The organism is Ornithinibacter aureus (assembly GCF_009858245.1).
Classification (GTDB): Bacteria; Actinomycetota; Actinomycetes; order Actinomycetales; family Dermatophilaceae; genus Fodinibacter; species Fodinibacter aureus.
Genome location: NZ_VMSB01000001.1, coordinates 2,262,596 through 2,280,336, shown reverse-complemented (window position 1 = coordinate 2,280,336; position 17,741 = coordinate 2,262,596). Strand labels below are relative to the sequence as shown.

Annotated in this window: 13 protein-coding genes; 12 read left to right on the top strand and 1 reads right to left on the bottom strand. The window is 67.0% G+C overall.

Annotated elements, in window-relative coordinates; all coding sequences use genetic code 11:
- Window positions 1-238: 238 nt before the first annotated feature.
- The 10 genes from C8E84_RS10865 to C8E84_RS10820 all read left to right on the top strand — a co-directional run bounded on the left by C8E84_RS10865 (window position 239) and on the right by C8E84_RS10820 (window position 12,344).
- Window positions 239-964 carry a TnsA-like heteromeric transposase endonuclease subunit gene (locus tag C8E84_RS10865; protein WP_159902057.1) on the top strand — a complete coding sequence of 242 codons (726 nt, stop codon included), beginning with the start codon at window positions 239-241 and terminating at the stop codon, window positions 962-964.
- A complete protein-coding gene (locus tag C8E84_RS10860; RefSeq protein ID WP_159902055.1) occupies window positions 961-3,168 on the top strand; it encodes a helix-turn-helix domain-containing protein in 2,208 nt (735 codons plus the stop codon). Before C8E84_RS10865 ends, C8E84_RS10860 begins: the two co-directional genes overlap by 4 nt.
- Before the next feature lie 133 nt (window positions 3,169-3,301).
- A complete protein-coding gene (locus tag C8E84_RS10855; RefSeq protein ID WP_159902053.1) occupies window positions 3,302-4,216 on the top strand; it encodes a TniB family NTP-binding protein in 915 nt (304 codons plus the stop codon).
- Entirely contained in the window at window positions 4,213-5,736 is a 1,524-nt protein-coding gene (locus C8E84_RS10850; RefSeq protein ID WP_159902051.1) for a TniQ family protein, read from the top strand. Before C8E84_RS10855 ends, C8E84_RS10850 begins: the two co-directional genes overlap by 4 nt.
- Window positions 5,733-6,110 carry a hypothetical protein gene (locus tag C8E84_RS10845; protein ID WP_159902049.1) on the top strand — a complete coding sequence of 126 codons (378 nt, stop codon included), beginning with the start codon at window positions 5,733-5,735 and terminating at the stop codon, window positions 6,108-6,110. Before C8E84_RS10850 ends, C8E84_RS10845 begins: the two co-directional genes overlap by 4 nt.
- The gene (locus tag C8E84_RS10840) at window positions 6,107-6,418 is read left to right on the top strand and encodes a hypothetical protein (protein WP_159902047.1); all 312 of its coding nucleotides are present in this window, start codon (window positions 6,107-6,109) and stop codon (window positions 6,416-6,418) included. Before C8E84_RS10845 ends, C8E84_RS10840 begins: the two co-directional genes overlap by 4 nt.
- Window positions 6,415-6,966, top strand: a complete 552-nt coding sequence (locus C8E84_RS10835; RefSeq protein WP_159902045.1) for a hypothetical protein — start codon at window positions 6,415-6,417, stop codon at window positions 6,964-6,966. Before C8E84_RS10840 ends, C8E84_RS10835 begins: the two co-directional genes overlap by 4 nt.
- Entirely contained in the window at window positions 6,963-8,723 is a 1,761-nt protein-coding gene (locus tag C8E84_RS10830) for a TniQ family protein (protein WP_159902043.1), read from the top strand. The genes C8E84_RS10835 and C8E84_RS10830 overlap by 4 nt, the downstream gene beginning before the upstream one ends.
- A 359-nt stretch (window positions 8,724-9,082) precedes the next feature.
- Window positions 9,083-10,744: an SIR2 family protein gene (locus C8E84_RS10825; protein ID WP_159902041.1), complete on the top strand. Its 1,662-nt coding sequence runs from the start codon at window positions 9,083-9,085 to the stop codon at window positions 10,742-10,744.
- 220 nt (window positions 10,745-10,964) lie between these two features.
- Complete coding sequence (locus tag C8E84_RS10820) at window positions 10,965-12,344, top strand: ISL3 family transposase (protein WP_246196896.1); 1,380 nt, start codon at window positions 10,965-10,967, stop codon at window positions 12,342-12,344.
- A 527-nt stretch (window positions 12,345-12,871) separates the two neighbouring features.
- Here the strand turns inward: C8E84_RS10820 and C8E84_RS10815 are convergent.
- On the bottom strand, window positions 12,872-13,870 hold the full coding sequence (locus C8E84_RS10815; protein ID WP_159902037.1) for a helix-turn-helix transcriptional regulator: 999 nt from the start codon (window positions 13,868-13,870) through the stop codon (window positions 12,872-12,874).
- Between the two features lie 62 nt (window positions 13,871-13,932).
- Between C8E84_RS10815 and C8E84_RS10810 the strand changes: the two genes are divergently transcribed.
- Window positions 13,933-15,414 (top strand): MFS transporter, encoded by a 1,482-nt coding sequence (locus C8E84_RS10810; RefSeq protein WP_159902035.1) that lies wholly within the window; start codon window positions 13,933-13,935, stop codon window positions 15,412-15,414.
- Window positions 15,415-15,448: 34 nt separating this feature from the next.
- Window positions 15,449-17,704: an ATP-binding cassette domain-containing protein gene (locus tag C8E84_RS10805; RefSeq protein WP_246196895.1), complete on the top strand. Its 2,256-nt coding sequence runs from the start codon at window positions 15,449-15,451 to the stop codon at window positions 17,702-17,704.
- Window positions 17,705-17,741: the final 37 nt, after the last annotated feature.

Below are 17,741 nucleotides of genomic sequence, written 5' to 3'. Positions count from 1 at the left end.
CGAGAAGAAGCTGCCATCCTCACACCGGCACATCAGGCAACTATTTTGTGCGCGTGAGCCTTGTGCCGGGGCTCAGCCGCGTCTATCGTGGACACCGAGACCAAGCCATACCGAAAGGCGAAGCCGCACCCGCGGGAACGGGTACGGCTTCGGGCGACGGTCCCAAGATAACTGGACAGAAACGAAGGGTGCCGTCGTGCCCAAGTCTATTCGCGCTGCCCGAAGGCAGCCACCCCCTGTGGTGCTGACCGACGATCCCGTCGACTGGTGGTTCGACGTCGGCGAAGGCACTCAAGCCTGGAACGGTGAGCATCCTCCAGACCCGCACTCGCTCGTGCGCGTCAGAGCGCCGAAATCGACGGCCAAGTCGCGACACGTTCCGGTGTACGCCTACTCGACTACCACTGGTGGCCACATCAGGCTCGAATCGGGACTGGAGCATGACCTCCTTCGCGAACTTGACCGGCGCCCAGACGTCACGTGGCTGGTATCGCAGCCGATGCGTCTGCGGCTCCCGGCAAAGCGGGCACGTCGCCGGCTCGAGCACACTCCAGACCTGCTGAGCGTGGATAGCCACGGGATCGTCACGATCTGGGACGTTCGGGCCATACGCCGCCAAGACGACGACTTCAAGATCAAAGCCGACCTGACCGGTCGAGCTTGTCACGACCTGGGCTGGCGATACGAGGTCTTTGCCGGGCTGACCCGTGTGCGAAAAGGCAATCTCATGTGGCTGCACGGTTTCCGGCGCGAGCCCGCCGCCTACGCCACACGCTTGGCGACGATCGTTGGTGACACCCGGCTCACGTCGATCGGCGGAGTCCTCGCCACTGATGACGAGGGCGGGCACCTCACGGCGTCCATGTGGCATGCCATCTGGCGGGGCGACCTCCTCTGCGACCTCGACAAGCACCTGAGTCGGCAAACGCCGCTATCAATACCCCCAACGGCGGCTTCGGCGTGAGCCACGAAGTCTTCATCGCCAAAGGCATGAGGCTGCTCATGCCGAACGGGCCGGTTCTCGTTCTCGGTATCGAGCGCTACGGCATACGCGTCAAGACGGTCGTTGGGGAGGAAGAAGAGGTCCGCTGGGACCAACTCGAGGCACGCGGAACCGACGAAACAGGAGTCCAAGGTGTCCACCTCGCGCTTGAGCCATGGTGGAGCGGCCTCCCCACGGCCGTCCGCCTCGAAGCTCTTGCACGGCTCGAAGTGGTCTTGGAGATCCTCACCGGCTACCGCGACGGACTGCCCGACTTCGCCAGACCAGGCGAACCCTTCCACCCTTTCGGCGATGGATACGGCGTCAGCCTGACCGTCCGTATCCGTCGGATGGCGCGACAACTGTCCGTGGAGCGAGGCACCGACCGAATCATCATGCGACGGGTCCAAGCCGGCGAACTCATCTCGGAGTCAGTGTCGGAGAGCACGGTGCGCCTCTGGGTCAAGGCATGGCAGCGCGAGGGCCTCCGAGGTCTTGTCGACGGCCGCAAGACCAAGGGGGTCCAGGGCTTCGACGCCCTCGACCCGAGGTTCCTCCGCGTCGCCGATGAGATCTTCTCTCGCTACGACGGGGACGTCAGCCTCGACAACCAGAAGGAAGTCGAGCGGCAGATCCGCGTGCAGTTGAAGCTCCAAGGCATCACGGACGTGCACCTGCCGCAAAGGCTGCTGCAGGAGTACCTCTCGGCGCGGATGAGGGCCATCGGGAACACCACTCGACAGAACCGAGGCAAGGAACTCCGAAAGAGCTCCGGCAGACGCAGCTACCCCGCGATCCACCCAGGGCATCTCGCCGTTGACGTCACCAGGTGGGACGGCTTCGTCATCGACCCACTCACAGGACGCGTCTACTCGGTCGAGGTCATCACCGTCATCTCCGTGCCCACCCGCGTCATCGTCGCGCTCCGCGTCGTGCCGCGCAGCGCGACCTCGTTTGAGGCCAGCCTCAGCCTCTACGACGCGATGCGCCCGATGTCGATGCTGGTCACGGGAGATGACGAAGTGACGATCGACAGCTTCCGCTGGTGCGGCCTGCCGGTCAGCTTGGACTTCGACGGGCGGCCGCTCTACGCGCACCGACCGCCGAAACCCAACACGGGCCGCGCCATTCGGGGTGAGCACATCAAGCCTGCGGTGTGCATGATGTCGCTCCGCGCCGACAACGGAGGCATCTTTTTGTCCGCGGACCTCCGTGCGCTCCTCACCGACTTCGGCACCGACCTGCTCCCCTCGCGGGGGAGTCGTCCAATTGACAACTCGCATGTTGAGCGCTGGCACGAGAGCCTCCAACGTGCATGTCAGCAGATTCCCGGCTTCAAGGGCCGAAGGGTCACCGAACGCGGCCGCACGGTCATGATCGCCGACAAGCCGCTGCTCACCGCTCAGGAACTCGAGGAGCACCTCCACCGGTTCATCGCCCTCGACTACCACCGATCCCCGCACGACGGCATACGTCTGCCCGGCATGGAGGCAGGTCACTTCACGCCCCTTGAACGATTCGACATGCTGCTGCCCGCCGTCGGCAACATCGTCGTCCCGCAACGGCCCGACCTCATCTACCAGTTCCTGCCCAAGCGCTGGCTCAAGATCGGCCATGCGGGCGTCGAGTATCGCGGCCTGACCTACGACGGAGAGATCCTCGACGAACTTCGCCAGCTCAGGCCGGGCACCTTCCGGGCCGGTGACGACCGGATGCCGTTCCTCTACGATCACCGGCAACGGCAACACCTGTGGATCAGGCACCCATTCACCGACCGCGTCCAGCAACTGGAGTGGCGCGAATCCCACCTTGTCCATGCGCCCCTGACCGATGTCGTCATCGATGAGGCGCGCCGGCTCCTGCGCGAGCGTGGCGGCAACAACGTCCTGTCCAAGCGCAAAGTCATGCTCGAACTCATCGACGAGCTGACCCAGCTCACGGCGGCCTCTGACATGGACGAGTGGCGCGCCAAACTCACGGCCGCCCGCCTACGTCACGAGAAGGCCCTCGTGGACCATGCCGAGGCTGCTGCAGCCACACGGGCGCTTGAGGAGTCACGCCACGGCGTTCTCCGCTTCCCCTCACCTCGCTTGTCGAACGCCCATTCAGACCATCATCCGGAGGCGGCCGAGCCGGCTCAGGAGACCGGCGAAGAGTCCTGGCCCAACTACCGAGAGATGGTGTGACGTGGACGCGCACGACTGGCATCGACAGGCAACCACTCCGGCTCCCACATGGCCCGACCCGGTCTCCAGCACCGACTTCGTCGGACTGTCCGGAGAGGGCAGAGAGGACTACCTCTGTCGTCTTAGGGTGGCGATGAACGCGACGATCGTCGTCTCCAAGCCCATGGAGGCGGTCGCCGCTCACCTCGACGACATTGTCACGACGAACCGGCTCCGACCGCCGGGAGCGATGCCCATGATCGCGGTCACCGCACCGTTCTCGGCGGGTAAGTCCACGCTGCTCAAGCACTGGGGGTTCGGCGTGTACCGCGGCGTACTGGGTGGCAAGGCGAAAGAGGAGCGTCCCACCTGGTCGCCACAGCCCGGCGTGATTGCGGACTGGGTGCCGGTCGTCTACGTGACACTCATGGCGTCGAGCTCGATCAAAGAGATCAATGCGCTGATCTTGCTTTACCTCGGCTATCCACCCGAAGGCCTTGCCCGGACAACGACCACCCGGGTGCTCCACGCGCTGCGAATGCACGGGGTTCAGGTCGTGATCTTGGACGACGCTCACATGCTTCGCACTACGAGCGCTCAGGGCCGAGCAGTGCTGGACTACATCAAGTTCCTCAACACCGAACTCGGCGAGGTCAACAAGGGCACGGTCATCCTGGTCGGCGCTCACTTGGAGAGCACCGCCATCCTTGACGACCCGCAGATCAGGGCCCGGCTGACGACGATGACCATCGACGCCTTCCAGATCACCACGATCGAGAAGAAGGCGGCCTGGCAAGACCTTCTCGCGATGGTCGGCAACCGACCGCTCCAGCATCTGCCCAACGCGGCGCCCGACCTCTTCGTCGCCAAGTTGGCCCAGCACATCTGGCGGCGCACGCAAGGTTTCGTCGGCGAGGCCACGAGACTCGTCGCCCGCTCCGTCCTGGACGCCGTCCACGACCGGCGCAGCGTCATTACCCACGACGACCTCGACTCGGTCGACCTCAGCGATCGCTCGCTCGACGGACAGATCGACGCAGCCACCGCGTCACGGAAGACACGGCGATGACAGCGCTGCTTCCCGTGCGGCCCACGCCCCAGCCCGGCGAGCCACTCACTGCGTATGCCGGGCGCCTCGCCGAGGCCAACGGCGTGACTCGCCGTCGGGTCCTCCCAGCACACCGGCACGACGTCGGAGTTCCCGAAGATGAACTGGGCACTGTCGCTGCCCTCGCCGGCCTCGACGCCGGTGCAGCGGCGCGTCTGACGATGGATCGCTATCCGCCGACGGTTCGCGGTCGGGGTCCCACGCACCGGGGCGGGTGGCGTCTGCACTTCAGCGTCGAGTGGGTGTGTTCGCGCTGCACGGCCCTGACCGGTCGCCGCGAGTTGCTCTGGCAGACCGCCCTCTCCCCGGTATGCCGCGCCTGCCAGGTCCTGCTCGTCCCGGCTCGCCGTCGCGCCGTGCTCCCGCAGGAGGCGTCTGATCGACTGCTGGACCTGGTCGGCGAGCTCACGTCGCTGGCTGAGGCGTCGGTCAACCATCAGTCGGCCCGTCTCCGGCTCGGGTCGTTCCGTCGGGTGTGCGCCGTCGTGGCTCAGACCATCGACGACCAGTGGCCTGAGCGCCCCGATGGCCTGCCCGATTTCGACGTTGCCGCCGCCCGTCGGTGGGGCGTGTTCCCCAGCCCAGATCCCGGCACGGTCGCCGTCATCGTCTCTGCCGCCGCACCCGCGCTGCGGTCCGGCCACCTCCGTGACCAACTCCTACGCGAAGGTGCGCAACGCCGTCGCCGCGGGCAAACGCTCACCGTCCCGCCGCAGCACGTCCCCAACGCCCGCAAGTACCTCCCGCGCCGACCGCCTGCAACACCAACAACGGCGCCGATCCTGGCCGGGTACAACCGCGAGGATGCCCGCCGACTGCAGTGGCTCATCACTCAGCTGACCCACCAGGTGAGGCGGCACGGCATACACCCCGACCACGTCCCCGCGCTGCTGCCCGCACCTGGTGAGGACAGCCTGCCCGACCCGGCACTGTGGCGCGTCCGCTGGCACTGCGCGATCGCGCTGCACATGCTGCTCACCCACGTCCACGACGGCCCTACGTCCTCAGCCCGCGCCTGTCACGCCTTCGGTGAAACCGACACCGACACCAGCCTCCTGCTCGACGGCATACGCCTCGGCCGCGGCATCCACGACCTCGACGCCGCCCGCCTCACCGACGCCGTCGACGTCCTCGTCACCGGCGGCTTGGTCGACTACCAGCGTCGACGCGACACCCTCCGACCCATCATCTCTCTGCCGCGGCTACCCCTCGCCACCGACCGGCTACCCGACATCGACGGCCACCCCGGACGCGAACTCGCGTTGGCATGGATCTGGACGCGATTCACGCACGGGCCGGCGTTCACCAGCCCGCGACCGTTCATCGCCGACCGACACGTGCGCGCCTTCGACGCCGCGATCGACCCCGAGACCCGCCTCGTCCTCGCCGAAGCCGGGCAGCAGCTGCTCGCCGACGCCGACGTCATCACCATCCCCACCACCCAGGCCACCTGGGCCGCCATCACGAGGAGATACGGATGACACCGCTCGACCATCCCGCCCTGGAGAACCTGCACCAGCGCACCACCGCGATGCTCACGGCGATCGACGACACCCCACTCGAGAGCATCGACCACGTCCACTACCAGCACTACTGCGAAGAGCTCCGGCTCCTGATCGAGGAATGGCTCACCGCCACCAGCACCGCACCCCCGGACCTGCCGGACCAGACCTGGGCTATCACCCGCCACGGGGGCGTGGTGGGCGTGTGCACGACCGCCACCGCCGCTGCCCTGACCGCAGGGATCCCCGACCTGGCGTTCACGCCGATCAGCCTTTGCCCGTCGGCGATCGACGACCTGCGCGCCCTCTGGCTCACCGAGCCGCCCTCCGCTCTCACCTCACCGGTTCAGTGATACGCGGGATCAGCCGCGAGGTCCTCGCCCGCGACGCCGCCTGGTCCCTGGCCGACGGCGCCTGCAAAGACCTCACGCTCGAGTGGGCGCAGTGGGAGGACAGGTATGCCGCCGCCCTCACCCGGGCGGCTCGCCTCGCGACCTTGGCCGAGCCGGCCGCGGTCTGCTCCGACTGCCCGATCACCGCGGAGTGCGCCGACCTCGCCGGACTCTCGGGCTACACCGGCATCGCCGCCGGCGAGGGCTACCGCAACGGCCGACCCGACCACTCTCGTGCCCGGGCGCCCCGAGAACGGAGGACGGCATGAGCGCCTGGCAGCTGTACCCCAACCACGTCTGGCTCGCCGACGGCGGGCACACTCTCGTCCTGCTGGTGATGGAACTCCCTGATCGTCGCGTCCTCGGCGCCACGGTCGTCGAGACACCTAGGGATGCGGCCGCGTTGATGGCGCGCCTCGTGGACTCTCACGGCTGCCCGGAGACGCTGCGTTCGGTCTGGGACACGATGTTCGAGGACCTCAACACCGCAGCACGTGAGGCCGTCCGGCAGGCCGGCTGCGCCAAGCCTGCCGGCCAACTCGAGTCTGACGACTTCATCTGGGCGCTCGAAACCGGCAACGCCGCCACCCAAGCGATCCATCGCGGAAACCCCGGCACCGTCAACGATGCTGCCACCGCTCTTGCGATGTGGCTCCACGCCCCCGCTCGCACGTCAGCTGCCAGGGACGCCGACCCGCGCTCGAGTAGCCTGACCGTTGACGCCCACCCTTGCGAGGGACCGGGAAGTGACCCCCAGGATCTCCTGCCGGACGGCAGGGCCTGGGGGTCGCGCACACCACCCCCAGACGAGCCATGACCGCGGCCCTGCCGGTGTCCGTGACACCCCGCCCGGGTGAGTCGATCGAGTCGTGGCTCGAGCACCTGGCCGACGCCAACGGCCTGTCCACCGCACAGCTGCTCACCACCGCAGGTCGCCGAGCTGGGGGCACGCGCTACCTGACCCTCGCGCCGGCCCCGGAGACGATCGCCCGGCTCGCTGCTCTCGCCCGCGTCGACGAGCAGGACGTGTATGCCGCCACCCTCGCCGCGTTCGACGGCACCGCCCTCGACCTCACCGGCCTCGACCCGGACGACCGGCACTCTTACCGGCAGGTCGCCGCGCGTGGCTGGGCACCGGCCCACGGCACCCAGATCTGCCCGACATGCCTCGCCAAAGATGGGGTCTGGCAGTCTGTGTGGAGGCTCCTCATCGTCACCACCTGCGCTAGACACCAAGTTCTGCTCATCGCTCGGTGCCCCTCGTGTCGACGACCCTTCCGCGACCAGCGCCACTCCCACCTCCGCCGCGTCGGCGCTGCCACCGTGTGCGGCAACCCCCTCGGCGCCGGCCCCACGAAACAGTGCCAGCACGACCTCACCACCATCCCCACGACGCCAGCCACCGAGGACATCCTCGCCCTGCAGCGCCGCGTCAACGCAGCCCTCGCCGGACAGCACGTGACCGTCCTCGGACAGGTCACAAAGCCCGCGGCATACCTGAGCGACCTGCGTCACCTCACCACGCTCCTGCTCCATCTGGGTGTCCAACCTGGCGCCGAACACCTCGCCCATTGGGCGAGCGAACTCACCGACGAAGCCGTCGCCCGCAGGGGCGATCGCGGACCGCGCTGGGGACTGCGCCCACCCGAACAGCCCGAACTTCGCGCGGCAGCGTTGGCGACGGCGGACGGCATACTCGCCGCCCCCGACGTCGACGCAGCTGCTGCCCGCCTGACTCCGTGGACCGAGCTCACCCCGACCACTAACGACGGCCCGCTCGGTTGGCTCGCCGACCGTACCGTCATGACCCCAACGCTGACCCGGCTCGTCATGGCCGCCCGCGCCCCGCACCGGCGCTTGTCCCACCACCTCGACACTGACCTTGGAGGGCGCATGCCGATCAACCTCAACCTCGTCCCGCAGGTCATCCCGCACGCCCAGTACCTCGAGCACCTCGACGGCGCGAGCAGCTCCAGCAAGGACACTGTGCGGCTGTTCGCGTCCCTGTCGCTGGCGCGGCTGCACCCGGACGTGACCTCGTGGGCCCAAGCCGCCGAGGCCCTCAACATGCCCGGCCCGATGGGAGTGCGCTGCGCCCGTGCCTGCTCGGCCACCATGCTCGTCAGCGCGGAGGAGTGGAGGAGCCGGATCTGGCGGGCCGGGGAAGAGACCGAACGCCGGGACTACAGGGCAACCGAGGCCAAAGTCACCCGCCGGCTCCACTCCTGGCGCTGGTTCGAGGAATGGCGACGCCACTGGCGCCCGTCAACCCGCGACAGCAGCCACCCCTACGCCATCACGTGGCAATGGGTCCACCTCGCCCACGCCCACCTCGACCTGTCGCCCGCCTGGCGAACCCAGAAGCCCACCGCCAAGAGCCGAGCCCTCTACCGCCAGTTCGCCGAGTCTCTCGACGAGCGCCAACAGTTCGAGCTCGCCTACGCCCTCCACAGGGGGGATGAACGCGCGACCTTGCCGACTCGGGCCGCCATGGCAGGGCGTCCGGCGCGGACATCGCCACTTCCCAGAAGATTCGCGAGTAGTAGGGTTAACTGTCTCTATGGCCCTGCGTGACCACACGCGCACCACCCGTTACGGGCACCACAACCGTCTACTCGCTGTCGGGTTGGCGGTTTATCACATTGAAAGAGGGGAAGCTCGATGACTGTAATGCCGCAGACGGCCCGACCCGGCGAGATGTCGGCCCGCTCCAAAGCGGTCGTGCGCAAGGTGGGGACCACCACCGTCTACGTCACGAAGTCCCGCGCTGTCCCCGTGCGCTTGGGGGGCGGCAAATCTCTGAGGGGTCAGGACCTGCTCCTCGGCAGCACAGGCATGATCACCCGGGTAACCCCAAGTGATGAGTCGACGGTGGTGAAGGTGCGCGTTAAGCCAGCCAAAAGGGCAAAGAGTAGGGCGAAGTCCACGAAGTCGTGAACCCAAATGACAGGTGCATCGCGCCCGCGGCGCTAATAACCGGGCACGCGCTGTCCTACACAGACCAGCCATACTTTCAGAATCTCATCGACACGCTTCGCAAACCGCAGCGCCCGTTGGTCTTGGTAGCCGGGGCGGGTGTGTCAATGGCGGCAGGGCTTCCCTCATGGCTCGAACTTGTTGAGGGCGTTGAGAACAAGTTGGTTCCGGACAAGATCTTGTCCGCATTTCGTGCTCTGAATTCAAGCGATCTTGAGCGGCGCAGTGACCTGGTCTTGTTCCTAAGCGGCGATCAGCAGTCGAACAAGAACAACGTAAAGCACATTCGCGAGGCCCTTTACAGGGACAATTCTGAGCCGGAGCCGAGCGCCGTTGCCGAGGCAATCGCCCAACTTGCTTCTGTTTACCAGCGTCGAATTTCGGTAATTACGACGAACTTCGACGAGGTCCTCGAGTCGGCTATGGGCCAAGCCTTTGAGAGCGTCTCCAGTTTCTCGTTTGAGAACTGGGAGACGTGGACCAATCTCGCTGACGACGATCACCGCGCGTCGGTCATGCATCTGCACGGGCTGATTTATGCCGAGGATCGAACCTCTCTCGGCCCCTTGGTGCTGAGCGAGAGCGACTTTCGCCTGCACGGCCCAGAAATACAGAACCGCCTCGCCGAGCTCCTCCGGGGCAGCGATGTTCTCTTGGTGGGCGCCAGTCTTGCGGATCGCAACATCACGACGCCTCTAGCGCTGTCGAAGAACAACGGAGCCAGCCGGTTTGCGGTGCTCACGCCAACGCTGCATCGGGATGACCTCACCACGCAGATTTGCGCGGAGGTCGCAGTATGGCAGGCAGACTCCATGAGGAAGGCTCTCGGTGTGAAGCCGATTCTGCTGAAGTGTCACTCGCAGGTCGCTCAGATCGTCACCGAATGCGCCCTAGCTTCGCACGAGCCCAAGATGTATCGACGCACAGGGGCGGGGGTTCGAAAGTCCAAGAGCTTGCACTACGGGACCCGCTTCAACTTGGCGTTGGGAGACGCATACTCCGCGTTAGGAGCGTCGCCAAGGGACGGTTCCATGCGAGAAGTGACTGGCGTCGTTCTAAGCAATCGGCTCCAGGAACTGACTTTTAGGCGAAATGGTCCCGATGCCCGCCTAAAGGAACTCCGGAAGCGGTACAAGGGTCGCTGTGCGGATGACGAGAATATCGGAATATTCGTGTGGTTGCGGGATTTGCCTCAGCGCACGGACTCAACTTTCGGCCTACGTCTTCTTGTTAGTTCGGCGTATGCGCATTGGAGGTCCTGGTCGGCGTTTCGAGTTGAGCCCATCTACTCGGGTTCGCGGAACGCTGCCGTTCAGGCGGCATATGGCGGCCGGACGGTATTTCTCGACGTTCCGCGCGAGCGCCATTCTGGATCATGGCAGGGTGCTTGGGCGCAGCCCCTGCTAGTGGGATACACCTCCACCGGAACTGAGGCAGCGGGACTCCCACTAGATCAGTTGCACCTGGGCGCCGTTTCAGTGAACACAGATCGGCGGGTAACAAGTCAGAACCCGGTCGATGACGCACCAGACCTCTCAGTCCTCATGATGCTCACTCAGGAGGAGCTTGCTTGGTTTAGGGAGAGCGTCGACGAAACCATGGTTTCCCTGTTCGACTAATCACACCAGAATCCCGGGAGTGGTGCCACGGACCCAACGTGAGGTAACTCCGGGATATTGCTCACGCGCCTCTGCCTCTGCGCGCACCCGCTTGTGCAACCCGGCTCTTCGAACTTGACCGGGCACGGGTGCCCTGCGTGGTGACGCGGTAGGGCCCGTGACCTCGGTGATCATGGCTGTTGTCAAGGCAGTTCATGGTCACGAAGGTGAGGTCACGGGCTTGGTTCAGCGTACGCAATTTCAGGCGGTCCAGAACGACACGAGCGGGCAGGACGCGACGCTGCTCCTCGGGCTCGAGGGGTTGGCGGTGGTCACGGTCGAGCTCGACGACGACGGTGCTCGGGTGGTGCACGTGGTCACTGATGACGAGGCGGCGGCGGGCTGCCCGTCGTGTGGAGTGTTGTCGACTTCGGTGAAGGGTCACGCGGTGACCAGGCCGCGGGACGTTCCCTACGGGCAAGCCCTGCTGCATCTGGTGTGGCACAAGCGGCGGTGGCGCTGCCGGGAGGCGGCGTGCCCTCGAGGGTCGTTTACCGAGTCGCTGCCCGCGGTCCCGCCCAGGGCCAGGGTGACGACCCGGCTGCGCACGGAGTGCGGGGCCGGGATCGCGACGCGGTTCTCCTGCGTGAGCGCTGGCGCGGGCTACTACGGGGTGTCCTGGCCGGTGGCGCACGCCGCGTTCATCGCGCACGTCGACCCCGTCCTGGCGCAGCCGCTGCCGCCGGTGCAGGTCCTGGGGATCGACGAGACCCGCCGCGGCAAGGTCAAGTGGGCCCAGGACCCCGACACCGGGCGGTGGTTCGTGCTCGCGGACCGGTGGCACACCGGGATCGCCGACGCCGCAGGCACCGGCGGCCTGCTCGCTCACATCGACGGCCGCACCGCAGCCAAGGTCGCCGAATGGATTGCGGAGCAGCCGGATTCGTGGCGGGCCGGGATCACCCACGTCACGATCGACCTGTCCGCGTCCTACCTGCGCGCGGTCAGCGACGCCCTCCCGCACGCGGTCGTCGTCACCGACCGGTTCCACCTGGTGCGGCTCGCCAACGACATGCTCACCGAGGTCCGTCAGCACGCAACCCGTGATGTGCGTGGCCGCCGCGGCCGCAAGCGTGACCCGGAATGGGCCGGGCGCCGCAAGCTCCTCATCGGCCACGAACGCCTGGACCCCACCGCGTTCGCGAAGCTATGGAACGCCCTGATCGACGCCGGCGACCCCGGCATCGAGATCCTGCACGCGTCCACCGTCAAGGAGAACCTGCGCCACCTCCTGGCGCTGTCCGCGACCTTCCCCGAACGCTCCCTCATCCGCGACCGGCTCTGGGCGTTGTACGAGCAGGCCGCCACCTCGACCTCGCCCGAGGTCCACCGCTTCGCGGCGACCATCGAGGCGTGGTGGCCAGCCATCGAGGCCGCGATCATCACCGACTACTCCAACGCCCGATCCGAGGGGTACAACCGCCTCGCGAAACACCAAGGCCGCAACGCGTTCGGCTACCGCAACGTGCACAATCACCGCCGCGCCATACGCTGGGCCTGCACTCGTCAACACCGGCGAGCCTCAGCTGCGACCAGCGAGGTGCCCGGTCAAGTTCGATGAGCCTGCAACCCCGATGGGTGCCCTCGCCGGACGGGAGGTTCTTGGATCAGGTCCGGCCGAACCCCGCGGATCTTGCACTAACTCACCCTCAGCAGGGAACTGTACAAAGCGGGTCGCGTGCGATCACGCAATCTAGGCTGCATTTCGACAAGTGTCCTCCTCCGTCTGATGTTGTCGAGATGCAGCCAATCTTGCTGTCGAGATGCACTCAATCTTGTAAGAACGGACGTTGATTCTAAGAATTAGCCGACGTTATGCACCTCGGCCGTGTCTGCACTGGGCGTTATGTAACGGCCCTGCGAGGGCGCGCTGCCGATGGCTGACTGAGGTTGGCGTACGACGGCTGTCGAGATGCAGCGAAGATTGCAAAAACGACGGACTATTGCAGCAATATCGCGGAACGCTGCGGAGCCGTTTCCCAAACGCGACGTTATGGCGGCGCTACGGGGCGCGGCTCAAAGATGCTCTGTTCTCTTCGCGAACTCTGAGGCCACTGACTCACGAGGCCAGCTGTCGAGCAGGACCGCTCAGTGCTGATCGTTGGAGCCAAGGAGCCGCTGTCCGACGGCTCTGATCGTTTCGGCCAGGGCGGGCGGTCCGATGTCGGTCAGGTCGGTATCGAAGGTGATGAACAGGCCAGCGACTCCTGCCCAGGACCACCCGCCGATGGTGAGGCGGCAGTGTGACGGGTCGATGGGTGTGACGACGGATCCGCCTGGTGCCCAGCGGGCCACCACGTCGGCGGGCAGGTTCAGGGTGGCGCTGCCGACGCATTGCCATTGCCCGGGGGTGTCTCCGCGGTCTGGGTTTTGCACGACGAGTCGGTTGAGGTCGTCGGCGGTGAGGGGGTGCGGGGTGAAGGACGCTCCTGCGCTTGTCTTCGGGCGGATTCGGTCGACGCGGTAGGTGGACCATGTCTGGTGTTGCCGGTCTCTGGTGATGAGGTACCAGCGGCCGGCCCACACGACCAAGTGGTGGGGCTCGACCTCTCGGGGTGGTTGGAAGCCAGGGTCGCCCGGCGCTGGGACGTCGCCTTGTGGGGTGGCGTAATCGAACCTCAGAGTGTGGCCGGTGCGTATCGCTGCACCCACGATTTGAAGGGTTGCGACGTCGATGGGTGGGGCGGAGAACTCCCAGTAGTTGCGCAGGCTGGTGACCTCGAACGCATCGCTGGCCGCGCGTAGGCGCGCGGGCATGACCTGACGCAGGGTGGTCAGGGCTCTGGCGACGGCGTCGTCGATGCCTGTGACGGTGGCTGGGGCGGTCTGCAGGGCGAGGGCGATGGCGATGGCTTGGTCGTCATCGAGGACCAGTGGCGGCAGCTTGCCGCCGGCGCCGAGGCGGTACCCGCCTCGTGAGCCCTTGATCGCGTGGACCGGGTATCCGAGGTCACGCAGGGTCTCCACGTCGCGACGCAAAGTGCGGACCGAGACGTTCAGGCGCTGAGCGAGCTCGGCGCCGGGCCATTCGACGCGGGCGCTGAGCAGCGAGAGCAGCCGCAGGATCCGCTCCGAGGTGTCCGCCATGTTCCAAAGATTCTCACGAATAGCGGACACTCGGTGTCCTCTATCGCCGTCAGGGTGGGTCCATGACTTCCTCGACACCCGCCCCAGCGGCACCCCACACCGCTCCCGAACCGCAGGTCGCCGGTCGTGCCGCGTCTCTGGCATTGCTCGTTGTGCTGTTCGCGTCCTTCATGGATCTGCTCGACGTCACGATCGTCACGGTCGCGGCCCCGGACATCGCGGCCAACCTGAGCGCATCGGAGGCGGAGCTGCAGTGGATGCTCGCCGCATACGTCCTAGCGCTCGGCTCTGGTCTGGTGACCGGTGGCCGGGTCGGCGACGCCTATGGGCGACGCCGGGTCTTCCTGGTCTCGTTGGCCGGCTTTGCCCTCGCCTCGGCGGCCTGCGCCTTGGCGCCTTCGGCCGGGACGCTCATCGCGCTGCGGGCGTTGCAGGGCCTGGCGGGCGGGTTCATGGTGCCGCAGGTCTTCGGGATCATCCGCTCCTCATTCGCCCCGGCCGCGATGGCCAAGGCCTTCGGCGCGTATGGCGCGGTCCAAGGCCTGGCGTCGGTGGCTGGGCCGCTGTTGGGCGGGGCCCTCGTCAACGCCGACCTGTGGGGCCTGGGATGGCGCACGATCTTCTGGATCAACGTCCCGGTCGCTGTGCTCGCGTTGGCGCTCGGGGTGCGGTTCCTGCCTGAGTCCCATGCTCCGGGCCGCACCCGTCTGGACGTGGTCGGTGCACTGCTGGCCGCGGTCGGCGTATTCCTTGTGCTGCTGCCGCTCGTGCAGGGTCGGGACTGGGGATGGCCCGGTTGGGGATGGGGCCTGCTGGTCCTCGGCCTGGTCGTGCTCGCCGGTTTCCTCGCCTACGAGCAGCGGCTGGCCCGAGCCGGTGGCCAACCCGTCCTCGATCCTTCCCTGCTGTCGATCCGACCATTCAGCGCCGGCCTGGCGGCTGCGGTGTTCTTCTTCGGCGGTCTCGCATCGTTCTTCCTCGTGCTGTCGATCTACTTGCAACTCGGGACCGGGCGCACGGCGTGGGAGACCGGGCTGGTGATCCTGCCGTACGCGCTCGGCTCGATCATCACCTCCGGCGCCGGGGTGGCCTTGGCCGCCAAAGCCGGCCGCGCTCTCCTGATCACCGGCTCGCTGACCCTGGCCGCCTCGCAAGGGCTGCTGTGGTGGCTGGTCCGCGACGGCGCCACGCCCGGCTACTGGGCCCTGGCCGGCGTGATGTTCCTCGGCGGTCTCGGACTGGGCCTTGGCGCACCGATCCTGGTCAACGTCGTCCTCGCCGGTGTCCCCGGCCGACAGGCCGGCGCCGCCGGCGGGGCGCTGTCCACCGTCAACCAGATCGGTGGCGCGATCGGGATTGCGATCTTGGCCACCGTCTTCTTCAACGCACTCCCGGCCACCGCATCGGCAGGCGCGCCCGGCACCCAAGCCCACGTCTTCGGCCAAGCCTTGGCGCACGTGATGCCCTGGCAGGTCGCCACCTACCTCTTGGCCGCCTTCGCGATGCTTGCGCTGCCCAAGGCCGCCGCAGCACACCAAGGCTGACCCGATGAAACCGCCACCGAAAGCAACCTCCACTATGACCAGCGACGTGATCCGGGTGCGCGGTGCCCGCACCCACAACCTGCGCAACATCGACGTCGACATCCCCAAGAAGCAGCTGTCCGTCGTCACCGGCGTCTCAGGGTCCGGCAAGTCTTCCTTGGCCTTTGACACCATCGCCGCCGAATCCCAACGGCTCCTCGCCGCGACCTACCCGGCATTCGTGCAGAACCTGATGCCGCACCTGCCCCGCCCGAACGTTGACACCCTTGAGGGCCTGTCCGCCTCGATCGTCGTCGACCAATCACCACTGGGTGCCAACCCCCGCTCCACGGTCGGCACCGCCACCGACGCCTGGTCCCTCCTACGACAGCTGTACGCCAGCCACGGCACCCCACCCGTCCCGGGACCCCACGCCTTGTCGTTCAACACCCCTGCCGGTATGTGCCTGGCGTGCGAGGGGACCGGGCGGGCAGCGACTCTGAACATCGACGCGGTCCTGGACCGCGCACTGTCCCTGAATGAGGGCGCGATCAAGTTCCCGAACTTCGCCGTCGGGTCCCTGTTTTGGAAGGTGTATGCCCGCAGCGGCGCTTTCGACAACGACAAGCCCGTGCGCGACTACAGCAGCGAAGAGCTCGAGCACCTGCTCACCGGGACCGGACCCAACGTCGAGACCGGCACCTACCCCATGGCCTACGAAGGTGTCTTGACCAAGATCACCCGCCTGTACCTGTCCAAAGACCTCGCCGCCCTCAAACCCCGCCTGCGCGAGGCCGTCGAACGCGCCGCGACCACCGGCCCGTGCCCCGACTGCTCCGGCAGCCGCCTGAACGCGCCGGCCCGGGCATGCACCATCGCCAACACCCCCATCACCACCTGCCACGCCATGCCCGCCACCGACCTGCAGGACTGGCTCGCACGGCTCGACCTACCCACGGCCACCCCCCTGATCACCCAACTGCGGTCACTACTGTGCAACCTGACCGAGGTCGGCCTGGGGTACCTCGCCCTGGACAGGCCCACCTCCACCCTCTCCGGCGGCGAAGGCCAACGCATCCGCACCGTGCTACACCTCGACTCCGCCCTGACCGACCTCACCTACGTCTTCGACGAACCCGCCGCCGGCCTCCACGCCCACGACACCACACGCGTCGTCACCCTCCTGAAGGCGCTGCGCGACAAGGGCAACACCGTCCTGGTCGTCGAACACCACCCCGACGTCATCACCGCCGCCGACCACGTCATCGACCTCGGACCCGGCGCCGGCACGCACGGCGGCACCATCACCTACCAAGGCCCTTCGGCACGTCTGGCCGGCACCGACACCCCTACCGGCCGAGCACTCAAGACCGGGCCGGCCCTCAACCGCGAACCACGCACCCCCACCGGCGTCCTGCCCATCCGGGACGCGACGACCAACAACCTCGACCACCTCACCCTCGATATCCCCACCGGCGTCCTCACCTGCATCACCGGGGTCGCCGGCGCCGGAAAGACCTCGCTGCTGGCACACATCCCCCACCAGGACGGAACAGTGGTCCTGGACCAGCATGCGATCCGGGGATCTCGTCGCTCCACCCCCGCGACCTACACCGGCGCCATGGACTGGATCCGCGAGGCCTTCGCCAAAGCCGGAAGCCGCCCCGGCCACCCGCTCAAACCGGCCCTGTTCAGCGCCAACAGTGCCGGAGCCTGCGCCGACTGCTCCGGGCTGGGCGTCACCTACCTCGACGCCCCCACCAGCGACCCCGTCCCGGTCACCTGCGCCACCTGCAACGGTGACCGCTACACCGCCGAGGTCCTCACCCACACCCTCGACGGCCTGACCATCGCCGACGTCCTCACGATGCCCGTGGACGAGGCCGCCACCCGATATGTCGAGACCCCCGCCGGGCCCGCCTTCAGTACGCTCGTCGACGTCGGCCTGGGATACCTCAGTCTTGGGCAGCCGCTGTCCACCCTCTCCGGTGGCGAACGACAGCGCCTGCGTCTGGCCAGCCACATCATCCGGCCCGCGGGCATCTACATCCTTGACGAACCCACCACCGGGCTGCACATGAACGACGTCGACATCCTCACCCGGCTCTTCCACCGCCTCGTCGACCAAGGTGCCACCGTCATCGTTGCCGATCACCACCTGCACCTGATCGCCACCGCCGACCACATCATCGACCTCGGACCCGACGCCGGCCCCCACGGCGGGAGCCTGCGCTACCAAGGCCCACCGAGCGGGCTCCCGGCCAGCCACACCCACACCGGCCGCGCCCTGACAAACCGCCTCACCACATGACCTCCGAATCGACACCCCACCAGCAGCACGACACCCC

Bases quoted from the DNA above. Each gene is read 5' to 3' on its own strand.
- C8E84_RS10855 (WP_159902053.1), top strand. From the start codon at position 3,302: ATGAACGCGACGATCGTCGTCTCCAAGCCCATGGAGGCGGTCGCCGCT.
- C8E84_RS10850 (WP_159902051.1), top strand. From the start codon at position 4,213: ATGACAGCGCTGCTTCCCGTGCGGCCCACGCCCCAGCCCGGCGAGCCA.
- C8E84_RS10845 (WP_159902049.1), top strand. From the start codon at position 5,733: ATGACACCGCTCGACCATCCCGCCCTGGAGAACCTGCACCAGCGCACC.
- C8E84_RS10835 (WP_159902045.1), top strand. From the start codon at position 6,415: ATGAGCGCCTGGCAGCTGTACCCCAACCACGTCTGGCTCGCCGACGGC.
- C8E84_RS10830 (WP_159902043.1), top strand. From the start codon at position 6,963: ATGACCGCGGCCCTGCCGGTGTCCGTGACACCCCGCCCGGGTGAGTCG.
- C8E84_RS10815 (WP_159902037.1), bottom strand. From the start codon at position 13,870: ATGGCGGACACCTCGGAGCGGATCCTGCGGCTGCTCTCGCTGCTCAGC.
- C8E84_RS10810 (WP_159902035.1), top strand. From the start codon at position 13,933: ATGACTTCCTCGACACCCGCCCCAGCGGCACCCCACACCGCTCCCGAA.
- C8E84_RS10805 (WP_246196895.1), top strand. From the start codon at position 15,449: ATGACCAGCGACGTGATCCGGGTGCGCGGTGCCCGCACCCACAACCTG.